General features: G+C 68.2%; 26 protein-coding genes. 12 read left to right on the top strand and 14 right to left on the bottom strand.

Annotated elements, in window-relative coordinates; genetic code table 11:
• Nucleotides 1-188: 188 nt before the first annotated feature.
• Nucleotides 189-776, bottom strand: a complete 588-nt coding sequence (locus A9X05_RS14165) for a TIGR03086 family metal-binding protein (protein ID WP_067782172.1) — start codon at nucleotides 774-776, stop codon at nucleotides 189-191.
• Nucleotides 777-856: 80 nt separating this feature from the next.
• Between A9X05_RS14165 and A9X05_RS14160 the strand changes: the two genes are divergently transcribed.
• Nucleotides 857-1,744 carry a DMT family transporter gene (locus A9X05_RS14160; RefSeq protein WP_067782098.1) on the top strand — a complete coding sequence of 296 codons (888 nt, stop codon included), beginning with the start codon at nucleotides 857-859 and terminating at the stop codon, nucleotides 1,742-1,744.
• Here the strand turns inward: A9X05_RS14160 and A9X05_RS14155 are convergent, their stop codons facing one another.
• Nucleotides 1,745-2,110, bottom strand: a complete 366-nt coding sequence (locus tag A9X05_RS14155) for a VOC family protein (RefSeq protein WP_067782096.1) — start codon at nucleotides 2,108-2,110, stop codon at nucleotides 1,745-1,747.
• Between the two features lie 137 nt (nucleotides 2,111-2,247).
• Here A9X05_RS14155 and A9X05_RS14150 point away from each other — a divergent pair, with 137 nt between their 5' ends.
• The 3 genes from A9X05_RS14150 (at nucleotide 2,248) to A9X05_RS14140 (ending at nucleotide 6,163) form a co-directional block, all read left to right on the top strand.
• Nucleotides 2,248-2,994, top strand: a complete 747-nt coding sequence (locus A9X05_RS14150) for a sensor domain-containing protein (RefSeq protein ID WP_067782092.1) — start codon at nucleotides 2,248-2,250, stop codon at nucleotides 2,992-2,994.
• Between the two features lie 206 nt (nucleotides 2,995-3,200).
• Nucleotides 3,201-4,532, top strand: coding sequence for a CBS domain-containing protein (locus A9X05_RS14145; RefSeq protein WP_067782089.1), 1,332 nt, complete (start codon nucleotides 3,201-3,203; stop codon nucleotides 4,530-4,532).
• Nucleotides 4,529-6,163 carry an Nramp family divalent metal transporter gene (locus tag A9X05_RS14140; protein WP_067748267.1) on the top strand — a complete coding sequence of 545 codons (1,635 nt, stop codon included), beginning with the start codon at nucleotides 4,529-4,531 and terminating at the stop codon, nucleotides 6,161-6,163. The genes A9X05_RS14145 and A9X05_RS14140 overlap by 4 nt, the downstream gene beginning before the upstream one ends.
• Here A9X05_RS14140 and A9X05_RS14135 read toward each other — a convergent pair.
• A complete protein-coding gene (locus A9X05_RS14135; protein ID WP_067782086.1) occupies nucleotides 6,157-7,179 on the bottom strand; it encodes a TIGR03617 family F420-dependent LLM class oxidoreductase in 1,023 nt (340 codons plus the stop codon). The two genes, A9X05_RS14140 and A9X05_RS14135, sit on opposite strands and share 7 nt — an antisense overlap.
• A 106-nt stretch (nucleotides 7,180-7,285) precedes the next feature.
• Between A9X05_RS14135 and A9X05_RS32710 the strand changes: the two genes are divergently transcribed.
• Together A9X05_RS32710 and A9X05_RS14125 are read left to right on the top strand one after the other, a co-directional pair.
• On the top strand, nucleotides 7,286-7,525 hold the full coding sequence (locus A9X05_RS32710; RefSeq protein WP_067782083.1) for an excalibur calcium-binding domain-containing protein: 240 nt from the start codon (nucleotides 7,286-7,288) through the stop codon (nucleotides 7,523-7,525).
• Complete coding sequence (locus tag A9X05_RS14125) at nucleotides 7,516-8,031, top strand: hypothetical protein (protein WP_231978371.1); 516 nt, start codon at nucleotides 7,516-7,518, stop codon at nucleotides 8,029-8,031. The genes A9X05_RS32710 and A9X05_RS14125 overlap by 10 nt, the downstream gene beginning before the upstream one ends.
• 5 nt (nucleotides 8,032-8,036) lie before the next feature.
• On the opposite strand, the gene A9X05_RS14120 is transcribed toward A9X05_RS14125, so the two are convergent.
• Complete coding sequence (locus A9X05_RS14120) at nucleotides 8,037-8,252, bottom strand: hypothetical protein (protein WP_067782078.1); 216 nt, start codon at nucleotides 8,250-8,252, stop codon at nucleotides 8,037-8,039.
• A gap of 104 nt (nucleotides 8,253-8,356) precedes the next feature.
• The gene (htpG, locus tag A9X05_RS14115; RefSeq protein ID WP_067782075.1) at nucleotides 8,357-10,291 is read right to left on the bottom strand and encodes a molecular chaperone HtpG; all 1,935 of its coding nucleotides are present in this window, start codon (nucleotides 10,289-10,291) and stop codon (nucleotides 8,357-8,359) included.
• 92 nt (nucleotides 10,292-10,383) lie between these two features.
• On the opposite strand from htpG, the gene A9X05_RS14110 reads away from it, so the two are divergent.
• Entirely contained in the window at nucleotides 10,384-11,004 is a 621-nt protein-coding gene (locus A9X05_RS14110; protein ID WP_067782070.1) for a TIGR03085 family metal-binding protein, read from the top strand.
• Between the two features lie 7 nt (nucleotides 11,005-11,011).
• Here A9X05_RS14110 and A9X05_RS14105 read toward each other — a convergent pair whose 3' ends face one another.
• The 3 genes from A9X05_RS14105 to A9X05_RS14095 form a co-directional block, all read right to left on the bottom strand.
• Nucleotides 11,012-12,562 carry a class I adenylate-forming enzyme family protein gene (locus A9X05_RS14105; protein WP_067782067.1) on the bottom strand — a complete coding sequence of 517 codons (1,551 nt, stop codon included), beginning with the start codon at nucleotides 12,560-12,562 and terminating at the stop codon, nucleotides 11,012-11,014.
• Complete coding sequence (locus A9X05_RS14100; protein WP_231978379.1) at nucleotides 12,559-13,344, bottom strand: thioesterase family protein; 786 nt, start codon at nucleotides 13,342-13,344, stop codon at nucleotides 12,559-12,561. The genes A9X05_RS14105 and A9X05_RS14100 overlap by 4 nt, the downstream gene beginning before the upstream one ends.
• 177 nt (nucleotides 13,345-13,521) lie before the next feature.
• Nucleotides 13,522-14,259 carry a VIT family protein gene (locus tag A9X05_RS14095; protein ID WP_197499059.1) on the bottom strand — a complete coding sequence of 246 codons (738 nt, stop codon included), beginning with the start codon at nucleotides 14,257-14,259 and terminating at the stop codon, nucleotides 13,522-13,524.
• Between the two features lie 320 nt (nucleotides 14,260-14,579).
• On the opposite strand from A9X05_RS14095, the gene A9X05_RS32175 reads away from it, so the two are divergent.
• On the top strand, nucleotides 14,580-15,239 hold the full coding sequence (locus tag A9X05_RS32175) for a chitin-binding protein (RefSeq protein WP_082969655.1): 660 nt from the start codon (nucleotides 14,580-14,582) through the stop codon (nucleotides 15,237-15,239).
• 338 nt (nucleotides 15,240-15,577) lie between these two features.
• Entirely contained in the window at nucleotides 15,578-15,868 is a 291-nt protein-coding gene (locus tag A9X05_RS14085; RefSeq protein WP_067782060.1) for a hypothetical protein, read from the top strand.
• Nucleotides 15,869-15,875: 7 nt separating this feature from the next.
• On the opposite strand, the gene A9X05_RS14080 is transcribed toward A9X05_RS14085, so the two are convergent.
• The 3 genes from A9X05_RS14080 to A9X05_RS14070 form a co-directional block, all read right to left on the bottom strand.
• Nucleotides 15,876-16,511, bottom strand: a complete 636-nt coding sequence (locus A9X05_RS14080; RefSeq protein WP_067748286.1) for a class I SAM-dependent methyltransferase — start codon at nucleotides 16,509-16,511, stop codon at nucleotides 15,876-15,878.
• Nucleotides 16,508-17,440, bottom strand: coding sequence for an SAM-dependent methyltransferase (locus tag A9X05_RS14075; protein WP_067782058.1), 933 nt, complete (start codon nucleotides 17,438-17,440; stop codon nucleotides 16,508-16,510). The genes A9X05_RS14080 and A9X05_RS14075 overlap by 4 nt, the downstream gene beginning before the upstream one ends.
• A 440-nt stretch (nucleotides 17,441-17,880) precedes the next feature.
• Nucleotides 17,881-18,312 (bottom strand): nitroreductase family deazaflavin-dependent oxidoreductase, encoded by a 432-nt coding sequence (locus tag A9X05_RS14070; RefSeq protein WP_067748291.1) that lies wholly within the window; start codon nucleotides 18,310-18,312, stop codon nucleotides 17,881-17,883.
• Nucleotides 18,313-18,438: 126 nt separating this feature from the next.
• Here A9X05_RS14070 and A9X05_RS14065 point away from each other — a divergent pair, with 126 nt between their 5' ends.
• Nucleotides 18,439-19,455 carry a YihY/virulence factor BrkB family protein gene (locus A9X05_RS14065; protein ID WP_067782055.1) on the top strand — a complete coding sequence of 339 codons (1,017 nt, stop codon included), beginning with the start codon at nucleotides 18,439-18,441 and terminating at the stop codon, nucleotides 19,453-19,455.
• Here A9X05_RS14065 and A9X05_RS14060 read toward each other — a convergent pair whose 3' ends face one another.
• Nucleotides 19,456-19,668 (bottom strand): DUF3072 domain-containing protein, encoded by a 213-nt coding sequence (locus A9X05_RS14060; protein WP_067782169.1) that lies wholly within the window; start codon nucleotides 19,666-19,668, stop codon nucleotides 19,456-19,458.
• Nucleotides 19,669-19,766: 98 nt separating this feature from the next.
• Between A9X05_RS14060 and A9X05_RS14055 the strand changes: the two genes are divergently transcribed.
• Nucleotides 19,767-20,270, top strand: coding sequence for a DUF2505 domain-containing protein (locus A9X05_RS14055; RefSeq protein WP_067748295.1), 504 nt, complete (start codon nucleotides 19,767-19,769; stop codon nucleotides 20,268-20,270).
• Between the two features lie 17 nt (nucleotides 20,271-20,287).
• On the opposite strand, the gene A9X05_RS14050 is transcribed toward A9X05_RS14055, so the two are convergent.
• Together A9X05_RS14050 and A9X05_RS14045 are read right to left on the bottom strand one after the other, a co-directional pair.
• Nucleotides 20,288-20,605, bottom strand: coding sequence for an STAS domain-containing protein (locus A9X05_RS14050; RefSeq protein WP_067782167.1), 318 nt, complete (start codon nucleotides 20,603-20,605; stop codon nucleotides 20,288-20,290).
• Nucleotides 20,605-23,178, bottom strand: coding sequence for a SpoIIE family protein phosphatase (locus A9X05_RS14045; RefSeq protein WP_067782052.1), 2,574 nt, complete (start codon nucleotides 23,176-23,178; stop codon nucleotides 20,605-20,607). Before A9X05_RS14045 ends, A9X05_RS14050 begins: the two co-directional genes overlap by 1 nt.
• A 135-nt stretch (nucleotides 23,179-23,313) precedes the next feature.
• Here A9X05_RS14045 and A9X05_RS14040 point away from each other — a divergent pair.
• Nucleotides 23,314-26,351, top strand: a 3,038-nt coding sequence (locus A9X05_RS14040) for a BTAD domain-containing putative transcriptional regulator (RefSeq protein ID WP_156736708.1), incomplete at its 3' end; no start/stop codon positions are given.

Genomic DNA, 26,351 nt, shown 5'->3' with positions numbered 1-26,351 from the left:
GGGCGGGGATGCCCGGCGTGCCCGCCTCTCAGCGACAATGCGTTCGTTGGGCTGGGCGGCGGCCTCATCGCCCGCGTTGTCGCTCCGAGGCGGGCAACCTGTGTGTCTCCCGGCGCGGGGGCTGGTGCTGCCTCTGCGACTGGCCCGACCACGGGACGCTCCGCAAAACGCCTGTGCCGCAGGCGGACTCAGCCACCGATGTCGACCGAGCGCCCCAGGAAAGCCATCAGCCGCGCGGTCGGCGTCGCGTCATCCGGTGCGGGCTGGGCCGGCCCGAAGCCGCCCGGCCGCCGCAACAGGTGCTCGGGCAGCGACTCCACCAACCCGCGGCACAGCCCCAGCAGGTCCGCGGGCAGCTCGATCAGCCGCCCTTGCGACCGTTGGATGTCCCAGGCGTGCATGGCCAGGTCGGACACCGGATACGTCAGCGCCCGCCGCAACGGAACCTCACCTTCGGGCGACCTCCGCGGTCCGTCGAGGTCGGCGCCGGGCAACCCGGCCCGCAGCCGCGCCGCCAGCTCGCGCAGCCGCTGGCTCGGGTCATCGCATATCCAGTCGGCAGGCTGCGACGGGCGGTCCCAGAGCTCACCGTCCTCGACCAGGGTCACCACTTTCGCCGCGCTGCCCGTGACGTGCCCGACCAGCTCGCGCAGGCTCCAGCCCTCGAGGTTGGACGACTGATCCCAGCGCTCCGGGGAAACCTGGTCGACGGCGGCGATGAGCAGATCGATTGCCTCGGTGGCCAGCACGCCGATCCGGGAGTTCGTGTCGTTCATGGCGTGCATCCCCTCGAAACGCCGTGTCGCGTACCGTCCAGAAGTCTAGGGTCGCAACCCCGGTTACACAGGAGGTCCGCTTGGGCAAGACGGATATCGCGGCGCTCCTCGCGGTCGCGTCCGCCCTGATGGTGGGTTTCGGAGACGTCATCCAGCAGCGATCCGCCCAACAGGTCACCGACAAGCCGGTCGGAACCATCGCTCTGTTCCGCCAGCTCCTGCGCGATCGGCAATGGTGGACAGGCAGCCTGGTGGCCGCCGCCGGGTTCGGCTTGCAGGCAGCGGCGCTTGACCTGGGCTCGGTGGTGCTGGTGCAGGCGCTGTTGGTGACGTCGTTGCTGTTCGCGTTGCTGATCAGCGCGCGGACCAATCACCGGAGAATCACGCCGCGGCAAGGCATTTGGGCCGTGCTGCTGGCCGCGGCGGTCGCGGTGGTCGTGACGGTCGGCGACCCCCAGGAGGGAACGCCGCGCGGGTCTGTGCATACCTGGAGCATCGTGGCATTGGTCATGGGTCCGGCGCTGATCCTGTGCGTGATCGGCGCGCGCATGTTCCCCGGCACCGTTGGCGCGCTGCTGCTGGGTCTGATGTCGGGCTCGCTGTGGGGATTGTTTTCGGTACTGACCAAGGGTGTGGTCGACCAGCTGGACCGCGGCATCCCCGCGCTGCTGCGCCTGCCCGAGGTGTACGTGTGGGTGGTGGTGGCCATCGCGGCGACGGCCTGGGAGCAGTCCGCGTTTCGGGCCGGTCCGCTCACCGCGTCGCTTCCGGCCGTGACCGTCGCCGAGCCCGTCGTCGGATCGGTGCTCGGCGTCACCGTGCTCGGTGAGACGCTGCGCACCAACGACATCGGCCTGGTGGCACTGGGCTTGTCGGTTGCGGTGATGGCGGCCGCGACCGTGGCACTCGCCCACAGCCAGGCCGCCGGGGCCCCGCCGACCGGCGAAAAGCCCGCAATATCAGCTTGATCAGATGCGCGAGCCGACCCGGTGCGCCGTGCCGTCCGGATCGACATAGGCGAATTCGCGCAGACCGTAGGGAGTGTCCTGCGGTGGGAGCAGGCGGCCCTCGAGGTCTTCCAGTGCAGCCCACTCCGCATGGAGGACGTCGGCATCGCTGACGTAGAGGTACACGCTTGCACCGGTTCGCAACGGGTCGTGCTCGTCCCACTCCGTCAGGTGGATGGATACGGATCCACGGTCGACGAACCCGTAGCGATCCGGTCCGTCGTATGCGCGTGCAGCGAAGCCGAGTCGTCGATAGCGATCCAGGGCGACGTCGAGATTCCGTACCGGGACGATCGGCGCTACCGAGGTGAAGTCAACTGCGGTCACACCGCGAACATATCGCTTGGCGCCGAACCCCCTCGCGACACCCGGCCGCTGACGTACGCTGCATCGGACCGACTTCTGAATAGGGGACGCGCTGGGGGTGCGCGAAAAGGCTTGCCTAGGCAGGAAAGGCATTCGACATGCGCCAGCTGACAGCTTCAGTCGCCATAGCCGCCGCCGGAATACTGCTCGCCGGCTGCAGCCACGATGGCGGGAGCGCCGCGTCGTCGACCACCAGCAGCACCACGGCTGTGGCTAAGACGCCCCTCATCAAGGCCCAGCTGCCCGACCTCATGCTCAGCCCTAGCGATATCGACACGATGCTGGGGGTCACCGGCACCACCAGCGACCCACCGAAGACCGCGCTGGAAGAAGACACAGCCAAGCGCAGCGACTACACGCTTCCCGCCGAATGCAAGTACGCCCTCCACGCGGCCCTGGCACCCGTTTATGCGGACAGCGGGTACACGGCGGTTTACGGCTACCACGACCTTGCACCCACTCCCCCGGGCGCGGATGACCTGGAAAGCCCTGACGTGTACCAGTTTGTCGTGTTGTTCCCCGCGCCCGACCAGGCGAACGCGTTTTTCACCACCTCATCGCAGCAATGGCCCGCCTGCGCCAACCGCTTGGAAACCGTGCCCGCCGACGGCGCCCATCCCGAACTCCAGTGGAAGGTCGGACCGGTCACCAACGCCAACGGGGTGCTGAGCACGACCGTAACGCTGAGCTTCAGCCGTAACGGAGTGAATTTGACCGTCCCGTGTCAGCGGGCGTTGACCGTTCGCAGCAACGTCGTCGTCGACGTGGACGCATGCCGCAAGGACGCGGGAGATCTCGGCATCAACATCGCCAACCAGATCGCCGGGAAGATCGGCAAGCAATAGGACCTCAATGGCCGCCCGCCGTTCATCCATCGGCGGTAGCTGCTCGCCGCGCCCCTGGCGTACGATCTTGCGGCCGAACCCGGTCAAGCGACGACACTTGCGCCACCAACGATCCTGGCGGTAAGCCGTAGCTGCACCCGGCGTCGCGACGCGGTTTCGTGCAGTCTGCTCGGATGGTCGGCGGCGGGGTGTCGAGGAGGAAACGCATGGGCGCATCGGAGAAGGCGGCCGAACGCGGCGGCGGACGGCCGGTGATCCACCTCTCGCAGCTGCTGCGTGCGCCGGTGCTGGCCCGCGCCGGGGAAACGGTGGGCCGTGTCGAGGACGTGATCGTGCGGCTGCGGGGCGCCGACGAGTACCCCCTTGTCACCGGGATCGTGGCCGGGGTCGGCGGGCGGCGGGTGTTCATCGGTGACAAATCGATCGACGAGTACGCCGCGGACCGAGTCCTGTTGACCAAGAACAAGGTTGACCTTCGCGGCTTCGAGCGCCGTGAAGGTGAGGTGCTGCTGCGCGCCGACGTGTTGGGCCACCGGCTGATCGATGTGGCCAATGTCGAGCTGATCCGCGCCTACGACGTGGAACTGGAAGACACCGGCGCCGGATGGATGCTGACGCGCGTGGACACCCGACGGCCACCGCGGTTGTTCGGACTGATCAGGCAGTCGGGCGGGCACGCGGCCCGCGATTGGAAGGCGTTCGAGCCGCTGATCGGCGACGCCCGCTCGGACGCCGTGCGGCGCCTGTCGGACCGCTTCGGCGAGTTCAAGGCCGCCGAGATCGCCGACCTTCTCGAGGAGGCGGACAAGGCCGAGGGCGGCGAGATCCTCGACCGCGTGCGCAGCGACCCCGAACTGGAAGCCGACGTGTTCGAAGAGCTGGAGCCGGACAAGGCCAGCCGGCTCCTCGACGGCATGCCCGACAACGAGGTCGCCGCGCTGCTGGGCCGGATGCGGGCCGACGACGCCGCCGACGCGATCGCCGACCTGCGCCAGTCGCGGCGCCGGCGCGTGCTGGAGTTGATGCCGGGCCCGCAGCGCACCAAGGTCATCACCCTGATGGGCTTCAACCCCGAGAGCGCCGGCGGCCTGATGAACGTCGACTTCGTCTCGTGCGCGGCCGCCACCACGGCGGCCGAAGCGCTGGCGCTGATCGCGTCCGCCGGCACCATACAGCCGGAGGCGCTGATCAAAGTGCATGTGATCGACGAGGACAGACGGCTCGACGGTGTCGTCTCGGTCATCACCTTGTTGCAGGCCCCGGCCGGTGAAACCCTTGCGCGGCTGATGGATTCCGATCCGGTGCGGGTCACGCCGGACGCCGACCTGACCGATGTCGCGCTGTTGATGGCCGACTTCAACCTCTACTCCATCCCGGTGGTCGACGACCAGGATCGCGTGCTCGGGGTGGTCACCGTCGACGACGTGCTCGAGGCGACCATCCCGGAGGATTGGCGCCGGCGAGAGCCCGCGCCGCGTCCCGTGCGCGAGATTCCCGGTGACCAGAGCGCGCGCGTGCCGGGAGGTAATGCGCTGTGACGACCGGTCGCGAAGAGATTCACCGGCCCAGCGCGGTGCTGGACGCCGCGCACCTCGGTGACATCGAGGGCGCGTTCGGTCGCATCAGCGTCGGCGAAACCGAGCACGGCCGCACCTGGAAGACGCGGTTGCTGACCCTGCTCGCGATCGTCGGTCCCGGAATCATCGTGATGGTCGGCGACAACGACGCCGGCGGCGTCGCCACCTACGCCCAGGCCGGACAGAACTACGGCTACTCCCTGCTGTGGGTGCTGCTGCTGTTGATACCCGTCCTGATCGTCAACCAGGAGATGGTGGTGCGGCTCGGCGCGGTCACCGGCGTCGGGCACGCGCGGCTGATCAACGAACGCTTCGGCCGCGGCTGGGGCTGGTTCTCGGTCGGCGACCTGTTCCTGCTCAACTTCCTGACGATCGTCACCGAATTCATCGGCATCAGCCTGGCCGCCGAATTCATCGGCGTCTCCAAATACGTTGTGGTGCCGGTCTCGGCGGTGGCGCTGGTCGCGATCATGGCGAGCGGGAGCTTCCGCCGCTGGGAGCGCGCCATGTTCATTTTCATCGCCGTGACGCTGCTGCAGATCCCGATGCTGCTGATGTCCCACCCCCAGTGGCGTCAGGCCGCCAAATCGTTCGTGATACCCAGCATTTCGGGCGGGGTGAGCTCGGATGCGGTGCTGCTCATCATCGCCATCGTCGGCACCACCGTGGCGCCCTGGCAGCTGTTCTTCCAGCAGTCCAACGTCGTCGACAAGCGCATCACCCCGCGCTTCATCGGGTACGAGCGCGCCGACACCGTGCTGGGTGCCTTCGTCGTGGTCATCGGTGCCGCGGCGCTGGTGATGACCGGTGAATGGGCGGCACGCTCCACCAACACCGTCGGCGGCTTCACCGACGCCGGTGCCACCGCACACCTGCTCGGCGAGCACCGCGGGACGCTGGGCTGGATCTTCGCGATCGTGCTGATGGACGCCTCGATCATCGGGGCCGCCGCGGTAACCCTGGCCACCAGTTACGCCTTCGGTGACGTGTTCGGCCTGAAGCACTCCCTGCACCGCGGATTCGCCGACGCCAAGCAGTTCTACCTGTCCTACACCGCCATGGTGGTAGTGGCCGCGGCCATCGTGCTGATTCCCGGCGCGCCGCTCGGGCTGATCACCACCGCCGTGCAAGCCCTCGCCGGCCTACTGCTGCCCAGCGCCAGCGTCTTCCTACTGCTGCTGTGCAACGACCGGGAAGTGTTGGGCCCGTGGGTCAATCGCCCCTGGCTCAACTGGGTCGCCGGGTTGATCGTCGGCACGCTGCTGCTGCTGTCGGGAATCCTGATGGCCACCACGCTGTTCCGCGATCTCAACGTCGTGGCGGTGGCCGGCTACCTCGCCCTGGCCCTGGCGGTACTCGCCGCCGCGGCGGTGCCGGTGCTGCGCTGGATGGCCCGTCGTCAACCCGCGGCGCCCGCGCCACGGCTGCCCGCGCGCGGCGTCGACCGCAACACCTGGCGGATGCCGCCCCTGACGCTGCTCGAGCCGGTCACCTGGTCACCGGGCACCCGACTCGGCATGATCGCGCTACGCGCCTACCTGATCGTCGGCGCACTCCTGTTGGTGGTCAAGGCGATACAGCTCAGTCACTGACGCCCTTGTTGTATGCGGCGGGCCACCTCGCCGTACCGCTCGAACCGCTCCGGATCACCCACGGCGTTGTAAAGCACCAGGCGCGTGGCCTTTTCGGCGTACTTCTCGATCAGCGCGTCGGCGAGTCCGTCCCACGTCGACTCGGTGGCGAAGGCGGCGATGTGGTCGTCGCTGACCTGGGCGGCCATGCCCGCGAAGTCACCGGCCTTCTGCCTCTCGCGGATCCGGGCGGTCGTGCCCTCGAACCCGGCCTGATCCCAGATGAACGCGTAATTGGGGGTGCTGCCGTAGAAAGCCATGCTGGCGCGCACGCCTTCTCGTTGCTTGTCGCGCTCCTCGTCGGTGTCACCGACGATGGTCATCACCGGCACGATCACCGCGATGTCGGCCGGCGACCGTCCCGCCTTCGCCGCCCCGTCGGCGACGTTCGGCAAGACGTGGCGGGCGATGTATCCCGGCTCGCCGATCGGGTGCACGTGCACCCCGTCGGCGACCTCGCCGGCCATCCGCAGCATCCACGGATTGACCGCTGCGATATCGACTTTCGGGTCGGGCGCGTCGATCGGACCCGGGCTCCACTGCGGAGTGATGAAGTCGAGGTCGTAGAAGTCGCCGTGGTGATCCAGCGTCCCGGAGCGGAACGCCGCGAAACAAGCCTTGACCGCGAACAGGTAGTCGCGCAGGCGCGGTCCGGGCCGCTCGAATGCCACCCCGTAGCGCCGGACGACGTGGGTGCGCACCTGGGTGCCCAGACCCAGGCGGAAGTTCCCGCCGGTCGCCTCCTGAAGCTCCCAGGCCGTGGCGGCCGTGACGAAGGGGCTGCGCGGGAAGGCGACGGCCACGCCGGTGGACAACTCGAGGCCGGGCGCGGCCTGGGACGCCACGGCCGCGTTGAGGTAGGCCGTGCGGCCCGTCTCGGTGAACAACAGACCGGAGAAACCGGCGGCTTGCGTTCGCCGGGCCAGGTCGCCGATCTGGTGCAGCGGCTGCGGGACCGTCATCGCATCGACGTGCATGAGCGGAGCCTACGTGGGCTCGGCCCTTGCCCGGTGACCGCGTCACGGTGTTAGCTCATTATTCGTCAGCAACCAACGCCGCTTCGCTAACAGGAGGCTCGCCAACATGCTTCGTGGATTGCTCATCGGCGGAGCAATCGTCGTGGGGATTGCGGGGCCACCCGCGGCCCAGGCCGCCCCATCGACGACGACCTCACCCGCGCCGACGACGGGCGCCAGCGTTTACTACCCGAACTGCAAGGCGGCGTGCGCCGACGGCGTGGCCCCGATCTACCGTGGACAGCCGGGTTACCGGTCCGGCCTGGATCGTGACGGCGACGGCATCGCGTGCGAGGTATGCCACTGATGTGGGTCCCGATTCCGCGGTTGGTCGCCGTCCTCGCCATGGCGTCGGCCGGCCTCGTGGCCTGCGGGTCGCAGCACGCTGCGGCGCCCGCCGCATCCAGTTCAAGTGCGGCGAAGCCGTCGCCGCCCCCCAGCCCCATCGCCTCGTCCAGCACGCCCACGCCCACGACCACCAGCGCGCCGGACTGCGTCGGGCTGTCGATTTGCCGGCCACCACCGCCGGACGCCGAGGGAAATCCGGCGTGCTACTACGCGGACGGGTGGCGCGGTGATTCCTCGGGCACCGGGATCGAGGTGTGGTACTTCCGCGACCCGCAAAGCCCGCCCAAGCCGGACAAGGTCACCGCGCTCGTACGCAAGAAGGACGGCACCACCGAGTCGCAGGATGCCGACATCGCCGCCGACCAACAGGTGCATCGGTTCGGATTCCCCACCGTCGCGCCGTCGGTGGTTCAAGAGGTGTTGTTCAGCAGCGGCGGCGGCCGCTGCTTCGTCGTCGGACCGTAACCGGATCAGCGCTTCTGGGGGCGGTGGCTCACCGGGGCGGTGAACCCCTGGGTGTCGTCGAAGTTGGCCCACTGGCCGTCGTCGTTGACCTGCATGCGCCAGCCGAGCTCGGTGTCGCCGCCGATCGAGGCGATGAACCACGCGTGTGCGGACTCCGCGCTGGCAAAATTCTTCGTCGCGACGACCCGCCCGCGTGGGTCGATGACGCGAAATTCAGCCATGGGAGGTGATTATCCCTGCCAGCGGGTTTTCAATCCGGCTTATCTCCCATTTGCCGGCCAAGCCGACCGCGAACACCCCTGGCGCAAACCTGGCAAATCCCGGGCTACACGGTGCGGGTCAACCGGTCGGCGAGCAGCTCGGCGAACCGGGCCGGATCGTCAAGCGCACCCCCTTCGGCGAGAAGCGCTGTGCCGTAGAGCAATTCGGCGGTCTCGGCAAGGGCGGCGAGCGCGGCGTCGCCCTCCGCCTTCTTTTGCGCCTCTCGCAGGCCGGTAACCAGCGGGTGGTTCGGGTTGAGCTCGAGAATCCGCTTGCCGACCGGGATGTCCTGCCCGGACGCGCGGTAGAGCCGCGCCAGCGCCGGGGTGATGCCGAAGGCGTCGGTGATCAGGCAGGCCGGCGACTCCGTCAATCGGCTGGAGAGCCGCACCTCCTTGACGTGGTCGCTCAACGTCTCCTTCATCCAGGTCAGCAGGTCGGCGAAGTCCTTCTGTTGCTCCTCGCGCTCGGCCTCGCTCTCGTCGCCTTCGGCGCTCAGGTCCACCTCGCCCTTGGCGACCGATTGCAGCGGCTTGCCGTCGAACTCTGTCACCGTTCCGACCCAGACCTCGTCGACCGGGTCGGTGAGCAGCAAGACCTCGTAGCCCTTGGCTTTGAAGGCCTCCAGGTGCGGCGACTTCAGGATCTGTTGCCGCGTCTCCCCCGTGGCGAAGAAGATCTGCTCCTGGCCCTCCTTCATCCGTTCCACATACTCGGCGAGGGTGGTGGCCTCCTCCTCACTGTGCGTCGAGGCGAATGAGCAGACTTGCAGCAGGGTCTCGCGGTTGTCGAAGTCGGACAGCAGGCCCTCTTTGACGACTCGGCCGAACTGGGTCCAGAAGCTGCGGTAGTCGTCGGGCCGCTCGGACTGCAGCTCCTTGATGGTCGACAGGACCTTCTTGGTGAGCCGCCGCCGGATGGCCTTGATCTGCCGATCCTGCTGCAGGATCTCGCGCGAGACGTTGAGCGACATGTCCTGCGCGTCCACGACGCCTTTGACGAAGCGCAGGTATTCGGGCATCAGCTGGTCGCAGTCGCCCATGATGAACACCCGCTTGACGTACAGCTGGATCCCGGTCTGCGCGTCCCGGTTGAACAGGTCGAACGGCGCGTGCGACGGGATGAACAGCAGCGCCTGGTATTCGAAGGTGCCCTCGGCCTTCATCGCGATGATTTCCAGCGGGTCGTCCCAGGCGTGGGCGACGTGCTTGTAGAACTCCTTGTACTCCTCCTCGGAGACCTCTTCTTTGGGCCTGGCCCAGAGCGCCTTCATCGAGTTGAGGGTCTCGGTTTCGAGCGTGACGGTCTCCTCGCCGCCCTCCTCCTCAGCCGGAGTCCGTCGTTCGACCTCCATCCGGATGGGCCAGGCGATGAAGTCGGAATACTTCTTGACCAGGCTGCGGATCTTCCACTCCGAGGTGTAGTCGTGCAGCTCGTCCTCGGCGTCTTCGGGCTTGAGGTGCAGCGTGACCGACGTCCCCTGTGGTGCGTCCTCGACGGCTTCGATGGTGTAGGTGCCCTCGCCGCTGGATTCCCACTTGGTGGCTTCGCTCTCGCCGGCCTTGCGGGTGAGCAGCTCGACCTTGTCGGCGACCATGAAGCTCGAATAGAACCCGATGCCGAACTGACCGATCAGTTCCTCCGACGCGGCCTCGTTCTGGGCCTCCTTCAATTGCTGACGCAGCTCGGCCGTGCCCGACTTGGCCAGGGTGCCGATCAGCCCCACCACCTCGTCCCGGGTCATGCCGATGCCGTTGTCGCGGATAGTGAGCGTCCGGGCGCTCTTATCCACCTCGATCTCGATGTGCAAGTCGGAGGTGTCGACATCGAGGTCTTTATTGCGGAAGGCTTCCAGCCGCAGCTTGTCCAGTGCGTCGGAAGCGTTCGAGATCAGCTCCCGCAGAAACGAATCCTTATTGGAGTAGACGGAGTGGACCATCAGGTCCAGCAGTTGCCGGGCCTCGGCCTGAAACTCCAGCTGCTCGACACGCGCGTTCATCAGATTGCCTGCACTTTCCTCCAGGAGACGACGATGCAAATTTACCGAGACGCGGATGGTCCGTGCCCGGGGGCTGGTCCTACCCTGAACACATGTCTGTCGCGCAACGCGAACGTGCCGCCCTCGTCGAAACCATGCGCGCAGCCGGGCCGGATGCGCCCACCTTGTGCGAGGGGTGGAAGACGCGGGACCTCGCCGCCCACCTCGTCATCCGGGAGTACCGGCCCGACGCCGCCCCGGGCATCCTGATCCCGTTCTTCGCCCCGCACACCGAAAAGGTGCAGAACCAGGTGGCCGAACGGGCCGAGTGGGACGAGCTGGTCGACAAGGTCGCATCCGGCCCGCCGCTTTACTCGCCGTTGAAGCTGCTCGACCCGGTGGCCAACGTGGCGGAGATGTTCATCCATCACGAGGACGTGCGGCGCGCGCAGCCGGGCTGGGAGCCGCGGGCGCTGGAACCCGAGCTGAGCGCCAGGCTGCGCCGCACCCTGCCGATGATGGCGCGGCTGACGCTGGCCAAGGTGCCGGGCCGGGTGGCACTGCGCACCCCGGAGGGCAAGACGATGCTGACCGCGGGAAGCGGCCCGGCCGTCACGGTGACCGGCCCGCCCGAGGAGCTGCTGCTGTTCTCGGTCGGGCGTTCGGCGCGAGTGGAGTTCGACGGCGACGCGGCCGCGGTGCAGGCCGTCCGCGAGGCCCCCAAGGGGCTGTAGCCCGAAATCACCCGAAGGCTTCGCGGAGGTCTTTCTTGATGACCTTGCCGAATTGGTTGCGCGGCAAGGCTTCGACCATCACCAATCGTTCTGGGTGTTTATAGCGGCTCAGCCCGTTCGAATGGCAATGCTGCACAAGGGATTCCAACGACACGCTCTCGGCCGACGCGGGCACCACGACCGCGCATACCCGCTCGCCGGTGCGCGGGTCGGGAACCCCGATGACCGCCACGTCGGCGACCGCGGGGTGGGTGGCCAGCACATTCTCGACTTCGAGAGCCGAAACGTTCTCGGCATTGCGGATGATCGCATCCTTGATCCGACCGGTCACGCGGACGTTGCCGTCCTGATCGACCAGCCCGAGATCTCCCGTGCGGAGCCAGCCGTCCTCGTCGAACGCGTCGGCGTCCAGCGCGGGGTCGGCGTAGCCGAGAAAGCATTGGGGACCCTTGAGGCGGAGCTCGCCCTCCTGACCGACGGGCAGTTCGCCTTCGTCGTTGCCCACCACCCGGACGCTGACCCCCCGCGTCGGCCTACCGACGGTGTGGTCCAGCGAATCCGGCGTGTCGGTGAGCGACGGTGAAGCCGCCACCGGGAACTCGGTGAGCCCCCAGGCGTTGGCGATGCCGGGAAGACCGAAGGCTTCCCGGATCTGGCGACCGAGTTCGGCGGTGATGGGCGCGCCGCCGGCCAGGCAGCCGCGCAGGAACGGGAACAACGGCCGGTCGCCGTGGGCTCGCTGGGCTTCGAGGAAGCCGAGGAAAAAGGGGGTCGCGGTGCCCAGGAAGGTCGGGTTGTGCGCCGCGATGGAGTACGGCGTCGCCGGCGGGTCGAATACCTCGAACAGCGCCAACCGCATGCCGGTCCGCAGCGCGGCGGCCAGCATCACCGCGCCGCCGATGTGCGCGACCGGAAAGGCGATGGGATCGACATCGTCGCCGGTGATGCCGATCGCCTCGACCAGCCCGGTCGCGCCGGCCATCACCGATGCGTCGGTATGGCAAATCCCTTTGGGCGCGGCGGTGGTTCCCGACGAGTAGTAGACCCATCGCGCATCGCGGGCCGAAGCCGGCGGCGGCGGGAGCGCACCGGCGTCCGCCTGAGGCAGCCGAAGCTCGCCGCCGGCCGGCGGCGTCACCAAGTCGACGGTGATGACCTTGAAACCTCGACTCGCGGACAGGGCCCGCGCCAGGGCGCCATGATCGAATCCGCGCCAAAGCTCGGGCACCACAAGGTATTCCGAGGAGAGCTGCTCGGTGATGAAACCGACCTCGTGCTCCCGCAAGATCGGGATGATCGGGTTTTGCACCGCACCGAGCCGGGCCAGCGCCGCCATGACGACCACGGTCTCCAGCGTGGTCGGCAACTGCCAAGACACGACGGTTCCCGCGCGGATCCCCAAAGCGGCGAACGCGGCGGCCGTCGCGCAGGCGGCATCGTGGAACTGCCGCGCCGTCAGCGTGCGCGCGTGGTCGTCGGCGAGCAGCGGCCGGGGCGATTCCGCCCGCGCCGCGTCGGCGACCAGCCTCCAGTAGGTGACGTCGCTTCCGATGCTCATTCGCTCGTCGGATTGACCTGTGTCGGGCGGAATCCGGAGTGCGCTATGCCAACCGAAACGCCGCTGCCGATGGGACCCGTGCGGTCGACGAGTACAGCCGAACCGGTGGCCACCCCGTCGTGGCTGTAGTGGGTCAGCGAGGCCATGCCGATGTGTGGGCCTTCCGGCAGTCGGCTCAGCGTGAGCGTGTAGTCGGCATTGATGAACTGCAAACCGTTTGTTCCCCAATTGGCAAGGGAGGCAGTGATATCGGCTGCCATGGCGGCGCGGGTGAACGGGCTGAGCGGTTCACCGCCGATGAGCGAGCGGGTTTCGCAAAGCCAGGTGTATTTCTGGCCGGAGGCGTCGACCCATTCGGGGTCGCGATTCTGCAATTCGGTGCCCCATCCGTAGGTGCGCATGAAGAGCGTCGGTTGGGCGCCGTCCTCGATGGGCAGCGGCGGCATCTGTGGGTTCGGCGACCACACCTGCCCCTCTGGCTGGGGGCCGCGCCGCAGGAACAAGGCGCTCCCCCGCGCAACCGGGAGACCGTGCTGGGTGAGGACGACCTCGACGAGCCGCAGCCGCCGCCGGTCGTGGTGCACGGTGGTATGCACCTCCATGGGTTCCAGCGCGACCGGTGCGGGAAGGTCGACGGTCAGGCGGGCGGGTTGAAGTTCCGGGTCATCGACCGCGCGTTCCACCGCCCACCCGAGGAGTCCGCCGACGACGTGTCCGCTGAGCGACGGGCCCCACCCACCGCGCGCGATCGGGTTTGGCACGAAACGGGTTTCGTCGCGCAGGAAGTATGGCTCCTGCGCCGCCGAATCGACGTCATCGGGCACGAGATTCGTTTCGGTCAATGCGCGACGCTCCGCCCGGAGTTGGGATCCCTCATGCAAGGATGGCAACAGTAGATATTACAGTTACCGGCCACAGTCGCCCCGGGTCGACCCGATTCAGGCAGGTTATACCGCGGCTCAGGCGATCGCCGCGCCCACCAGGTGGCCGATCACGTACGTGATCGCCAATGCGAGACCGCCTCCGATGACGTTGCGGAGCACAGCGCGGCCCTTGGGCGCTCCGCCCAAACCGGCCGACACCGCCCCGGTGATGACCAGCGCGACGAGCACCGCCGCGACGGTGACCGGGATCCGCCACGCCGCCGGCGGAACCAAGATCGCGATCAGCGGCAGCAGGGCCCCGATTGCGAACGACAACGCCGAAGACGACGCCGCCTGCCAGGGATTGGTCAGCTCCTCGGGATTGATGCCCAGTTCGACTTCGGCGTGCGCGAGAAGCGGATTGTGGTCGGTGAGTTCCTCGGCGACGGTGCGGGCGGTCGCGGCCGTCAGGCCTTTCGCCTCGTACAAGGCGGCGAGCTCGTCCATTTCGGCGACCGGATCGTCGCGCAGCTCCTGGCGTTCCTTGTGCAGCAGCGCCTTCTCGGTGTCACGTTGGGTGCTGACCGAAACGTATTCGCCCAGCGCCATCGACACCGCTCCGGCGACCAGTCCGGCGGTGCCGGCGGTCAACACGGGAGCGCGTTCCACCGTCGCGGCCGCGACCCCCACCACGATGCCCGCCGTGGACACGATTCCGTCGTTGGCGCCCAGGACTCCGGCGCGCAGCCAGTTCAATTTCGACGACACCGAACCCACGTGCGGCTCGGACGGATGGGGATGCGACGGGCTCGACACGGCCGCAACGATATACATCAAAGACCCGCCGGACTAGCAAACATAGCCTTGCCAAACGGTTTACTCCCGCTTGTCGGGCTACCCAAAGGTGCCGCGTCTGGCTGGCGCCGAGCCGCGACACATAAACGCCTGCGACGACACGCCGTCGCGGATCGCAGCGGTTTATGTCTCGCGGTACCTGAGCCGACCGTCCGCCTTCCGTGGTCGGGGTGCCGCGTGCACGACCCAAAGCTCCGCATGGGCCTCTCACAGCCGTTGCATAGGCAAGCTATCTATGGTCGGTTGATGTAAGGGGGGATTCTGAGGAATTCACCAGTAGTCAGACAGGGTGAAGAACTATGAAACTTAAGCAATTTCTTGGGGGGATGACCGTTGCCGGCGCTCTGAGCGCTGCGGCGTTGGGCATGGGTTCCGGTGCGGCCAGCGCCGCTCCCGGCGGGCCGCCGCCTGGCCCGGCAGGCAACCATGGCGCACCCGCTCCCGGGGGCATTCATCCCCCGAACGCACCCGGCGATCCGGGCGGACCTGGGGGCCCCGGCGGGCCGGGCGGACCTGGGGGCCCCGGCGGTCCCGGCGGGCCGCAGGGCGGACCTGGTGGGCCAGGTGGCCCCGGTCACCCGGGCGGGCCAAATGGTCCCGGTGGACCCGGAGGCCCCGGAGGCCCCGGAGGGCCCGATCATCCAGGCGGACCCGGCGGCCCGGGCGGGCCCGACCACCCAGGCGGCCCCGGCGGCCCCGGCGGACCGGGCGGACCGGGCGGTCCGTGGCACGGAGATCCTCAGCGCGGCTACTTCCGCGGCGCCCCGTGGGGTGACGGTCCGGCGCCTTGGGGACCCGGTGCGCCGCCTCGCCCCGCGTGGGACCGGCCGCTCCCCCCGCCCGGTGGATATTGGGGGTACGGTCCGATCAACTACTGGGGCTATCAGGAGACCCCGGTGTGGGACCCCGGCTTCAATCAGTGGGGCTTCTGGTTCTTCGGAGTGTGGATTCCGCTGTAAACCGCAGTAAGCACGACGCCCGCTTCGCCACCCGGCGGGGCGGGCATCGTGCTGCTTGTCGATAACCTGGCTCGCAGGTGGCGAATCACCCCGCACCGCAGACGTTTATGCCGCCCCGGCATGCGGACCGAATGAAAAGAATTGCCGCGGTGGGACCTTTGGCCTCTCGGTGGGGGTACTACGCCGTTGCATCGATGCCGTATGGCCCTCGATTGACGTGTCTCGATAGCGAAACATCGAGGTCACGGTTTGGGTTTCCCCCTGCCAGAGTAATCGACCGATGAGGAGGCGCGATGTCCACGCGGCCCGCACGAGACCCTCGCGTAACCCTTCTCTACTTGGTCACATTCGCCGTCGCGATGGTCGCGGGAATGTGCGCTTTGGTGGCGCTCGTCGCCGGCTCGCCGCTTCAATTCGGCTTCGCGCTGGCCCTTTTCGGCGCCGGGTGGATCGCCTCCGACTTCATCGATCGGACGGGTGAGCTCGGGCAGGAGCGCTTCGCCCGGCAGCATGTCGCCATCGTCGCCCGCCCGGCCCAGGCGTATCGACCCTCCCGCGTGGTGCACACCGGTCACCGCGATCCATTCCCGCGATCCGCTCCTCGCGCCGCGAGCGCGGTGGCCGCCTGACGGTCGATCAGTTCTTGATGCCGACTGTGATCAGGTCGGAAACGACGCGTGTCCAGACCGGCCGCGGGATGCGGCGCTGCTCGCTGACGACGAACCCGGCGTCTTCGAACATCGTGCGCATCTCCGTCGGCGACGCATTGTGTTGCGGCTTCCACCTATTGGCCGACGGTGCCTGGAGTCGCCGTTGCCGCGCACTGAGGGCCGATACGGCCACCAGTCCGCCGGGCGCCAGCACGCGGTGGAATTCGCGCAGCGCCGCCGGCTGATCGAAGAAGTGGAACGCCGAGGTGGTCACCACCGCGTCGAGGGCCCCGTCGTCGAAAGGGAGCCGCTCCGCAGGGCCACGTAACCACTGCACCCGGTCGGTTCGGGCGCGCGCCTGGCCGAGCATGCCCTCGGACATGTCGACACCGTAGATCTCGTCGGGCTGGAGCTCGCGCGCGATCCGATCACTGAGAATGCCTGTGCCGCAAGCGATATCGGCTATCTTGTGGGCATGGTGAGCACGCAGTTGCGCTATCACCTCGTCGTGCGGCGGACGATATACCCACTGCTGCAACAACGGCAGGTCGTAGACCGGGGCCAGGAAGCTCCAGAGCCGCGTGACCGCGTCGTTGAGTCCTCGGCGGCTCGGCTCCGTCATTCGCCCAGAACCGAGCTGTAGTAGATCGTGTCGGCGACGGACACCGAGTCGTTGGTCTGGGGAATCGCCGCGAGCCCGCTGCCGGCCAGCAGCTCACTCATAGGCTTGCCGACCGTCCGCCAGCCGAGATCCTTCAGGTAGTCGGCGACGTCGTTGCGCTCACCGTCGAAACCCAGCTCCTCCCAATCCAACTCGAAGCCGTGCTCGCGCCACTTGGCGGTGGCCCGGCGCATCATTTCGCGCGCCTTCTCGACGTCTTGCTGCGGACGGTCCGGGATGGCTTCGACGGCCAGCCTGCTGCCCTCGGCGCTCAGCGCGGAGATGTTGTCGAGCAAGCGGTCCTGCGCCTCGGGCGGCAGGTACCCGAAAAGACCCTCCGCGATCCAGGCGGTTGGGCGGCTCTTGTCAAAGCCCGCATCCACCAGAGCTTTCGGCCAGTCGCTGCGCAGATCAATGGCGACGGCGCGCAGGTCTGCCCGCGGGGCCGCGCCCAACTTCGCCAGGGTGGCGGTCTTGAACTCGATCACCGCCGGCTGGTCGATCTCGAAGACCGTCATGTCGGCAGGCCATGCCAACCGGTAGGCACGCGCGTCCAGGCCGGAAGCCAGGATTACGGCCTGGCGGATCCCGGCCTGCGCCGCGTCGTGGAAGAAGGCGTCGAAGAATCGGGTGCGGGCGGCCATCGCCAGGGGCATGTGCTCGAGCTTCCAACCGGATTCGTGGTCGTCGACGTCAGCGGCGACGAGGTCGCCGTCGACCCATCGCGTGAAGAAGTCCACTCCGACCGCGCGAACCAGCGGCTCGGCGAATCGGTCTTCGATAAGCGGGTTGTCAGCCCTGGTCGCGATCGCTCGGGCCGCGGCCACCATCGTGGCGGTCGCGCCCACGCTGGTGGCCAGATCCCAGCTGTCGTTGTCTGTGCGTGGCATGCGTCTTCCCCTCGCAGTCATGGCGATACTTAGCCAGTATAACGACCCGCGAGGGGCGAAGAGTTCCCGAGCCAGCCGGGCCCTACCGCGGGCCGGGCCCTCCCGGCCCACCTGGGCCACCAGGCCCACCCGGTCCCCCGGGTCCTCCCGGACCACCAGGCCCGCCGGGTCCGCCCGGCCCATTCACCGCCGGGACCCAGGGAACGCATTGATGCAAGTCCGCGCTCCAGATAAACCCTTCAGCACAATTGGGATCGGCCCGGCCGATCGCCGGCGCCGAAACCGCGATCACCGGCAACATCGCCAAAACGAGTGCGACGGCCCAGAGCATCCGGCCGCGCACCGGGGGCGTCATTGCTGCACACGTCATGTCGGTCTCCTCCCCGCCGATGACACTCGGTTCAAATGATTTTGCGACACGAAACCGGTTGGCGGTGCTGTTATTCGGTAACCAGCTCGAACACCGGGATGACGCGGTCGGTGCGCTCCTGGTAGTCGCCGAAGCCCGGCGCCCGCTCGACCACGATCCGGTAGACGGAATCCCGCTCGTCGCGCGGCAATTCGCGCACGGTCGCCGGCTTGGGCTCCTGTGAGCCGATCTCCACGGTCACCCGCGGATGGGCGCGAATGTTGTGCACCCAAGCGGGGTTCTTCTCCCGGCCCGCGGCGGACCCGACGACGTAGATCCTGCCGTCGACATCGAAGTAAGCGACGGGGTTTACCCGCTGCGCACCGCTTCGTGCCCCGGTCGAGGTCAACAGCAGCAACGGGAAGCCCTCGAACTGCCCGCCGACCTTGCCGCCGTTGCGGCGGAACTCCTCGATGTTGCGCTCGTTGAATTCGCGCTCCGAATGCATTTCGTCGTCGCCCATCTCCCCATCCTGGCACGGGGGCAGCCCCACAGGGCCCGCGCGGGATTGATCGTCGCCGAATGCGGGTATCACCAGGCAATCCCATCGGGGGGGTATCCGCTTCCGTAGAAACGAAGTGAGCACGAGATGGTCGGCTGGCTGGACAGGCTGCAGCGACGAAACCGCGCCGCCGGCGTGGTTATCGGGGTCGTCTACAAATATCTGGATGATCAAGGCGGCTACCTATCCGCCTTGATCACCTACTACGGGTTCGTATCCCTGTTCCCGCTACTGCTGCTGTTGACCACCGGCCTCGGAGTGGTGCTCGCCGGACGCCCCGACCTGCGGGAACAGGTGCTGCACAGCACGTTGAGCCAATTCCCGGTCATCGGCGATCAGCTGCATCAGCCCGCAGGGCTCAGCGGAGGAACCGTCGCCGTGGTCGTCGGCATCGCCGGCGCCCTCTACGGCGGCCTTGGCGTGGGTCAGGCGGTGCAGAATGCCATGGACTCGGTGTGGGCCGTCCCTAGGAACAAGCGTCCGGACCCCGTCCGCTCACGACTGCGCAGCTTGATGTTGCTGTTGGTCCTGGGCTCGGCGGCCATCGCCGCCACGGTCCTGTCGGCGGCCGGCCAGGCGACAGGAGCGCTGGGCGTCTTCGGAAAGATCGGCATCGCGCTGGTGGCCGTGGCGATCAACGCGATGATTTGCCTGGTGGCGTTTCGCGTCACCACCGCGCGGGAGCTGACGTATCGCCAGGTGCTGCCCGGAGCGCTTGCGGCAGCGGTCATTTGGCAGATCCTGCAGTGGGGCGGCGCCGGATACATTCGGCACACCGTGAAGTCGGCCAGCGCGACCAACAGCGTCTTCGCCTTGGTTCTGGGATTACTGGCCTTTCTGTTTCTAGTGTCGTCAACGCTGGTTCTGTGCGCCGAGATCAATGTCGTTCTGGTGGAACGCCTTTACCCGCGGGCGTTGCTCACGCCCTTCACAGACAACGCGGAACTTACGCCGGCCGACCGCAAGACCTACACCAAGAAGGCGAAAGCCGAACGCGTCAAGGGCTTTCAGCGCGTCAGCGTCAGATTCGGAGACCTCACCGGTAAGGCGACCCGGCCCCGGACGCCGACGACGCCCACCGTCCGGGGCGGGCCCGCCGGCTGATCAGTTGCCGCGTCCGGTCTGTTCCTGCAACTCGTCGATGAGCTCGGACGCCTGCGCCTTGGTCAAATCATCGGGAACGTCCCGGCCCGCTTCCTGGGCCAACGTTTGCAGGTAGCTGCGCTGCGGACCGGTCATCGGCTCGTCGCCGGTCACCCACTGGGACGTGTCCTTCTCCGGATTCTCGCTCGGCGCCTGTCGCGTGTCGTCAGTCATGTCCTTCACCTCCGCGAGGAGGGATAACCATCGCACGTACGTTCGAAACCTGCGCCACGCCGCTCGCCGTGGCCGGCCCTTTGCAAGAATCGGTTGCTATGTCGCGCTCCTTCGACATCCGCATCGAATCGCCCGCCAGCGTGGAACAAATCCACGCGGCGTTTGGGCGGGAGGACTACTGGCTGGCCCGCCTGAAAGCGAGCAACGCCCCCACCACGCTGGATTCGCTGGAAGTCGACGCCGACGGCACGGTGAGCATGCGGGCAACCCAACACGTATCCCGGCAGATAATGCCCGCGCTGATTGCCAAGGTCGTCCCCGGGGAGCTGAAGATCGTTCACAGCGAGACGTGGCGATCGATCGGTGATGGCGAAGTCCGCGGGCAGATCAACGTCGTGTCCTCCGGCGGTCTGGGGTCAGGGCGCGCGGACGCGGTCATGGCGCCCGCCGGAGACGGGGCTCGACTGCGCTTCGCCGTGGAGGTGGCGATGAGGATCCCGTTGGTGGGCCGCAAACTCGAGAAATCGATGCAAGCCGATCTGACCCAAAGCCTGCCAGCGTTGCAGCGCTTCACCACCACCTGGATCGCCGAGAACCCCTGACGCTCGGCCGGTCGTCGTCAGTCCGCCAAAGCCGCGGGTTCGACGGCGACCAATTCGGTGAGGCCGCTGACGGTGAGGATCGGCATCAGGATCGGGTGGGCGATCAGGTTGATGTGGTCGGCGTGGGAGAACAAGGCATTGATGGCGGCGCTGTCGAGGTACTCGACGCCGCTGAGGTCGACGGTGAGCGGACCACCGCTCGCGGCTTCTCCGCTGATGTTGGTGAGGGCCTGCACGAAGTCGTCGATGTTGCTCAGATCGATCTCCCCGGCCGCGACCAACATCAGCTCCCCGTCGGCGCGGCGCGCGGTGTCGAGGGAGAGCGACGTGGGCATCATGTGATCCTCGCGGATAGGTGAACCGTGGTTCCGGCGGCATCAGGATTGATGGTGACGTCATTCATGAGCCCCCGCATGAGGGCAATACCCCGTCCCCGGTGGGGATAACTAGCCGGTTGCGGAGTTTTCCACGAGCCGGTGTCGGTGATGGTCAACTGCACCCGGTCGACCAGTGCGGTCGCGCCCAGCTTGATGGTGCCTTCCCGCTGGCCCCGGTGACCGTGCTCGATGGCGTTGGCGACGGCCTCCCCGGCGGCGACCAGCACGTTCATCGCCTGTTCCGGGTCCAGTCGGGTGCGTGTCAGCCAGGTGCGGAGCGCGGTTCGTGCCGGCGCCAAGTGACTGACATCGGCCGGGAACGTCAGCTCCAGTGGAGCGGGATGACGGTAAAGCAGAACGACAACGTCGTCCTGATACCCGCCGCTAGGGGCCAGACCGGACATGATGTGGTTCGCCAATTCGTCCAGCGTCTCCCCGCGCCCGTCCTTCACGAATTCGGCGGCCCTGGAGATGCCCTGCCCCAACGCGGTACGGCGACGTTCGACCAGGCCGTCGGTATAGAGCAGCAAGGTGGCGCGCGCCGGCACAGTCGCCCGGGCCTCGGGGCGAGACCAGTTGGGCCGTACCCCCAACGCGATGGTGTGGCCGTCGTCGAGCATCTGGGTGGTGCCATCCGCGTGCACCAGGATGGGCGGCGGGTGCCCGGCACTGGAATAGACCAGCTCGCCGGTCTCGGGGTTGAGCACCGCGCAGACGGCGGTGGTGCATTGCGCGCCGGGCAGCCGTGCGGCGAAGCGATCCATCCCGGCGAGAGCCGCCCCCGGGCTCGGGTTTTCGAACAGCAACGCGCGGCACGCGCTGCGCACCTGCCCCATCACGGTCGCGGCGGCCAGGCCATGCCCGACGCAGTCGCCGACGACCATCGCGATACGGCCGTCTTCGAGGTCGACGATGTCGTACCAGTCGCCGCCCACCTGCAAGGGGCGGCTGGCGGCCTGATAGCGCACGGCGAACCCGTGCGGCAGATCAGCGGGACCCAGGATCGCGTGCTGGAGCGCCAGGGCGGTTTCGCGCTGCTGGTCAACCTGATGGACCCGCTGCAGGCCCTGGCCGAGCCGGCCCGCCAGCACGGTCAGCAGGGTCTGGTCTTCGAGCGTGAACGGCCGGCGTTCGGCCAAATCGATCCAGACCACAAGCACGCCCTCGGGGTGCTGCAGCGCGATGCCCGCCGTCCCGGGCTCCCCCGTGCTGGGGGTGAGGAGGTCGCCATCGCGCAACGCGCTGAGCACGTGCTGGGTACGGGGTGGCAGGTCTGCCCACTGCGCGGGCTCACCGACCGACACGACTTGTGTTGGGCCATAGGCGGTTCCGGTGGAAGAACTCTGAGCCGGAAAGGTGACGGCGACGACGCGGCGGGCCCGCCACAGCCGGCGCAATTCCTCCGCCGCGGCGTTCACCGCGTCGTCCACGCTGTCGGCTAGGGCGAGTTCCTGGTTGAGCGCGTGTTCGCGGCCCGCCGCGAGCGCCAGGGCGATGGCCGCGTGCCGGGCGAAGTCGCTGACGAGCTCGAGGTAATCGTCGCCAAAGGGCGACTGCTGCGGGTCGCGAGCGACGGCGATGACGCCTAGCACCGCGCCGTCGGCGATCAGCGGCATCACGATCGCGGAGCGTTCGCCGACGTCGGTGAAACCCTCGATCGGGTATTGGAAGGAGTCGGTGATGAGCGGCAGGCCGCGCCGCGCGACACCGCCCGTGGTGGAGCCGTCCATCGGCACCTGGCGACCGATCACTTCCGAGGAGTATCGACCGGCGGTGGCGGCCACGACCAGGGTGTCGACCTCGTCGGCGGGCAGGTCCGGCTCCTTTGGAACCAGCAGGATCGCTTGCTCGGCGCCGGCCAACTCGAGCGCCCGGTTGACGATCAGCTGGAGCGGTCCGGTCTGGGGGTCGCCGGACAGCAGCGCGGTGGTGATTTCGCGGCTGGCCTTCGTCCATTTGGCGGATTCGCGTTCCCGCTCGAAGAGGCGCGCGTTGTCGACGGCCGCCGCCGCGGCGGTCGCCAGGGCCCGCACGGCCGCTGCCTGGGAGTCGGAAAACGCTCGGCCGGCCACGTCGTCGGCGAGGTAGAGGCTGCCGAAGTCCGCTCCGCGGACCGTGATCGGAATCCCGAGCAGCGCGCGCACCGGCGGATCGTGGTCTTGCAGCGCGCCGGCCTGCGGATGGGCACTCACGTCGGCGAGCCGGAGACCCTCACCCACCGGCAGATCACCGAGCAGCCGCGCCGTGTCGTCGTCGATCCCCGCGCGCACGAATGAGACGAAGGCGCCATCGGGAGCGCGGATGCCCAGGGCTGCGTAGCGGCAGCCGGTCAGCTCCATCGCCCCCTTGACGATTCGGTGCAGGGTCACGTCGAGGTCGAGGTCCGAACCGATTTCGCTGATGACGCGGACCAGTTGTTCCATCTGGTCGCGGGCTTCCACCAGCTCGTCGAGCTGCTCGTGGATCTGGCTGACCAACTCGCGCCGGCCCTGCCAGGTGAACGCCGATCCACCTCCCCCTTCATTGCCCATGGATACAAACCTAACGGTTCACACTGCCCGGCCCTAGGGTGGCGGCGGGCTTCGGCGCGACGAGAGCTTTACTCGATCTTGACCATGCATTGAATCGCCCCACCGACGATGACCGATGTGAGTACGCTTCCATCGGTGGAACTGGGGGTTTTGGGACCTCTGCAGGTTCGGCTAGGCGGGGCGCCCGTCGTCATCCCGGGCGCCAAACCTCGCGCGATCCTTTCGATGCTGGGTTTGCACGGCGGCTCCGTCGTCGCGGCCGACACGCTCGTCGAACTGCTCTGGGGCGAGGACCCACCGCGCACCGCGGCCAAGGCGCTGCAAACCCACATCTCGTCCCTACGTCGCGCGCTGGGTGACGGCTTCGTCTTGACGGCGGGCGCGGGCTGGACGCTGGCCGAGACGCAGGTGGACGCCGCGCGGTACAAGTCGGCCGCCCGGCTGGGACGCGACGCCGCCGCCGCCGGTGACATCGGCCAGGCGGTGGCCCGTTTCGAGGAGGCACTCGCCCTCTGGCGCGGGATCCCGGAGCTGCCCGACAGCCGGCGGGGAACCTCCGAGAAAACGCGGTGGATCGAGGGCCATGCGGCGCTGGTGGAGGATCGGGCCGATGCGCTGCTCGCGACCGGCCGGGCCGCGGAGATCATCGGGGAGCTCGAGGCCGCGGTCGCCGACGCGCCGCTGCGTGAGCGGCGGTGGGGCCAGCTCATGCTCGCGCTGTATCGCGCCGGCAGGCAGGGCGAAGCGCTTGGCGCATACCAGCGTGCGCGTGCGCTGCTGGCCGACGAACTGGGCGTTGACCCCGGCCCCGAGCTCCGCCGGCTGGAAGCCGCGATCGTCGCACAAGACTCCTCGCTGGAAACGCCTGCTGCACAGCAGCTTTCGTCGGTCACTCGTGCTGTCACCTTCCTGCTGACAGACATCGAAGGGTCGACGGCCGCGTGGGAGGCGGACGCCGCGGCGATGGCGGTGGCGCTGGCACGACACGACGAGGTCGTCGAACAGGTCGTGACGTCGCGCGGCGGGCGGCTGATCAAGACGCGCGGCGAGGGCGACGCGACATTCTCGGTTTTCGATCGGCCCTCGGCGGCTGCCGCCGCGGCCATCGAGCTCCAAGACGCGATCGTGCACGAGCCGTGGGCGCTGCGCGAACCCATGCGTATCCGCGTGGCTTTGCACACCGGGGAGGTCGAGCTCCGCGACGGCGACTACTTCGGTCGCGCCGTCAACCGCGCCGCTCGCCTCCGGTCGCTGGCCGCCGGCGGCCAGATCTTGTGCTCGGGTGCGACGGCGGAGCTCGTCATCGACTCGCTGCCCGACGACGTTGTGCTGGCCGACCTGGGAACCCGCCAACTGCGCAACCTGGCGCGACCGGAACACGTTTTCGAGCTTCAACTGCTTACCGTCGACGCCCCCGGTCCGGCGGCTCCCACCGAGCCGCCGCTGGAACGCCCTAGCCTGCCTGCGGTGCTCGCCGGGCGCGGCCCGTTCGTCGGGCGGGGCCACGAGCTCGAGCGACTGGCTTCGGGCTGGCAGACCGCGCTCGCCGGGGGCACCCACGCGATGCTGATCGCCGGGGAACCGGGGGTCGGCAAGACACGCCTGGCCGGCGAGTGGTCCCGGCAGGCCCACGACCAGGGCGCACTCGTGATCTACGGCCGATGCGACGAGGACCTTGGCGCGCCGTACCAGCCCTTCGCGGAAGCGCTGCGTTCGCTGGTGCCGTGCCTGGGTGCAAGCGGGCTCCGCGGGCTGCGCGGCGTGGAGGCGCTACTCACGCTCATTCCCGGGCTGGCCGATGTCCTCCCCGATCTGGCGGCACCGACGCGGGCCGATCCGGACACCGAACGCTATGCGCTGTTCGACGCGGTCGTCGCGCTGCTGGCGATGGCTTCCGCGCACGCGCCCGTCGTGCTGATCCTCGACGACCTGCACTGGGCGGCCAAGCCCACGCTGCTGCTGTTGCGGCATCTGCTGCGTTTCGGTGAGCAGGCCCGGCTGCAGATCATCGGCACGTATCGCAGCACCGATCTCGACCGCGCCCACCCTCTGGCCGCGATGCTCGCCGACTTGCACCGCGACGGCACCGCCAGTCGCTTAGCGCTGAGCGGTCTCGACGAGGACGACGTGACCACCTACGTCGCGGAGGCCGGCTACAACGACGAAGAGCTCGCCCGGGCATTGGCCTCGGTCACCGGAGGCAACCCGTTCTTCCTCATCGAGGCGCTGCGCCACGTGGACGAAAGCGGCGGCCGCTGGGACCAGAGCACCCTGCCCCAGGGGGTGCGCGAGGCGGTAAGCCGCCGTCTTTCGCGGCTTCCGGCCGAGGCCAACAAGGCGCTCGCCGCGGCCGCTGTCGTCGGGAGCCGGTTTGCACTGGAACTGGTCGAACGCGTGGTCGGCGACGACCTGGTCGATGCGTTCGACGAGGCGTGTAAGGCAGGCATCGTCATCGAAGAGCCCGGCGGCCGTTACCGGTTCAACCACGCGATCGTTCGGCAGTCGCTGCTGGCCGAATTGCCGTCGGTGCGGCGCATGCGGTTGCACCAGCGCATCGCCACCACGTTGGAAAGCGAGCCCGGCGCCGACGAGGAACTGCTCGCCGAACTGGCGTATCACTACTTCGAATGCGCGTGGGCGGGCAACGCGGCGAAGGCGGTCGAATACTGCAGGCGCGCGGCGGATCAGGCGATGACACGGCTCGCCTACGAGGGCGCGGCCGACCTCTACGACCGCGCATTGCACGCCCTGGAAGAGATCGACGACGAGCTGCCCGACCGCGACGACCAGGTTGCCGCGCTGCTGATCGCGCGCTGCGAGGCCCTGCTGGCCGCGGGTGACGTGGCGTCGGCAGCCAGTGCCGTCGCTCAATTGCAAACGGCCACGGTCGATTCCGCCCAACTCGCGGCATGGGCGACATGCTTCGACGGCCAATTGTCGATGCTGATTCACCCCGAGCGGCTCGACGAGATCGAGGCCGCGGTGGGCGCCGCCGCCAACAAACTGGCGGAATTGGGCGATGCCGCAGGAGAAGCGAAGGCGCACACCGTTCGTGCCGGGTGCCTGGCCCGGCTGGGCAGGATCGGCGACTGTGAGATCGCCCTGGACGACGCCCTCACCGCGGCGCGGCGCGCCCGTGAACACCGCCGGGTGAACGCGGTGCTGGCCCAGGC

The organism is Mycobacterium sp. E3298, assembly GCF_001666895.1.
GTDB lineage: Bacteria > Actinomycetota > Actinomycetes > Mycobacteriales > Mycobacteriaceae > Mycobacterium.
This window is presented reverse-complemented; position numbering and strand designations above follow the sequence as displayed.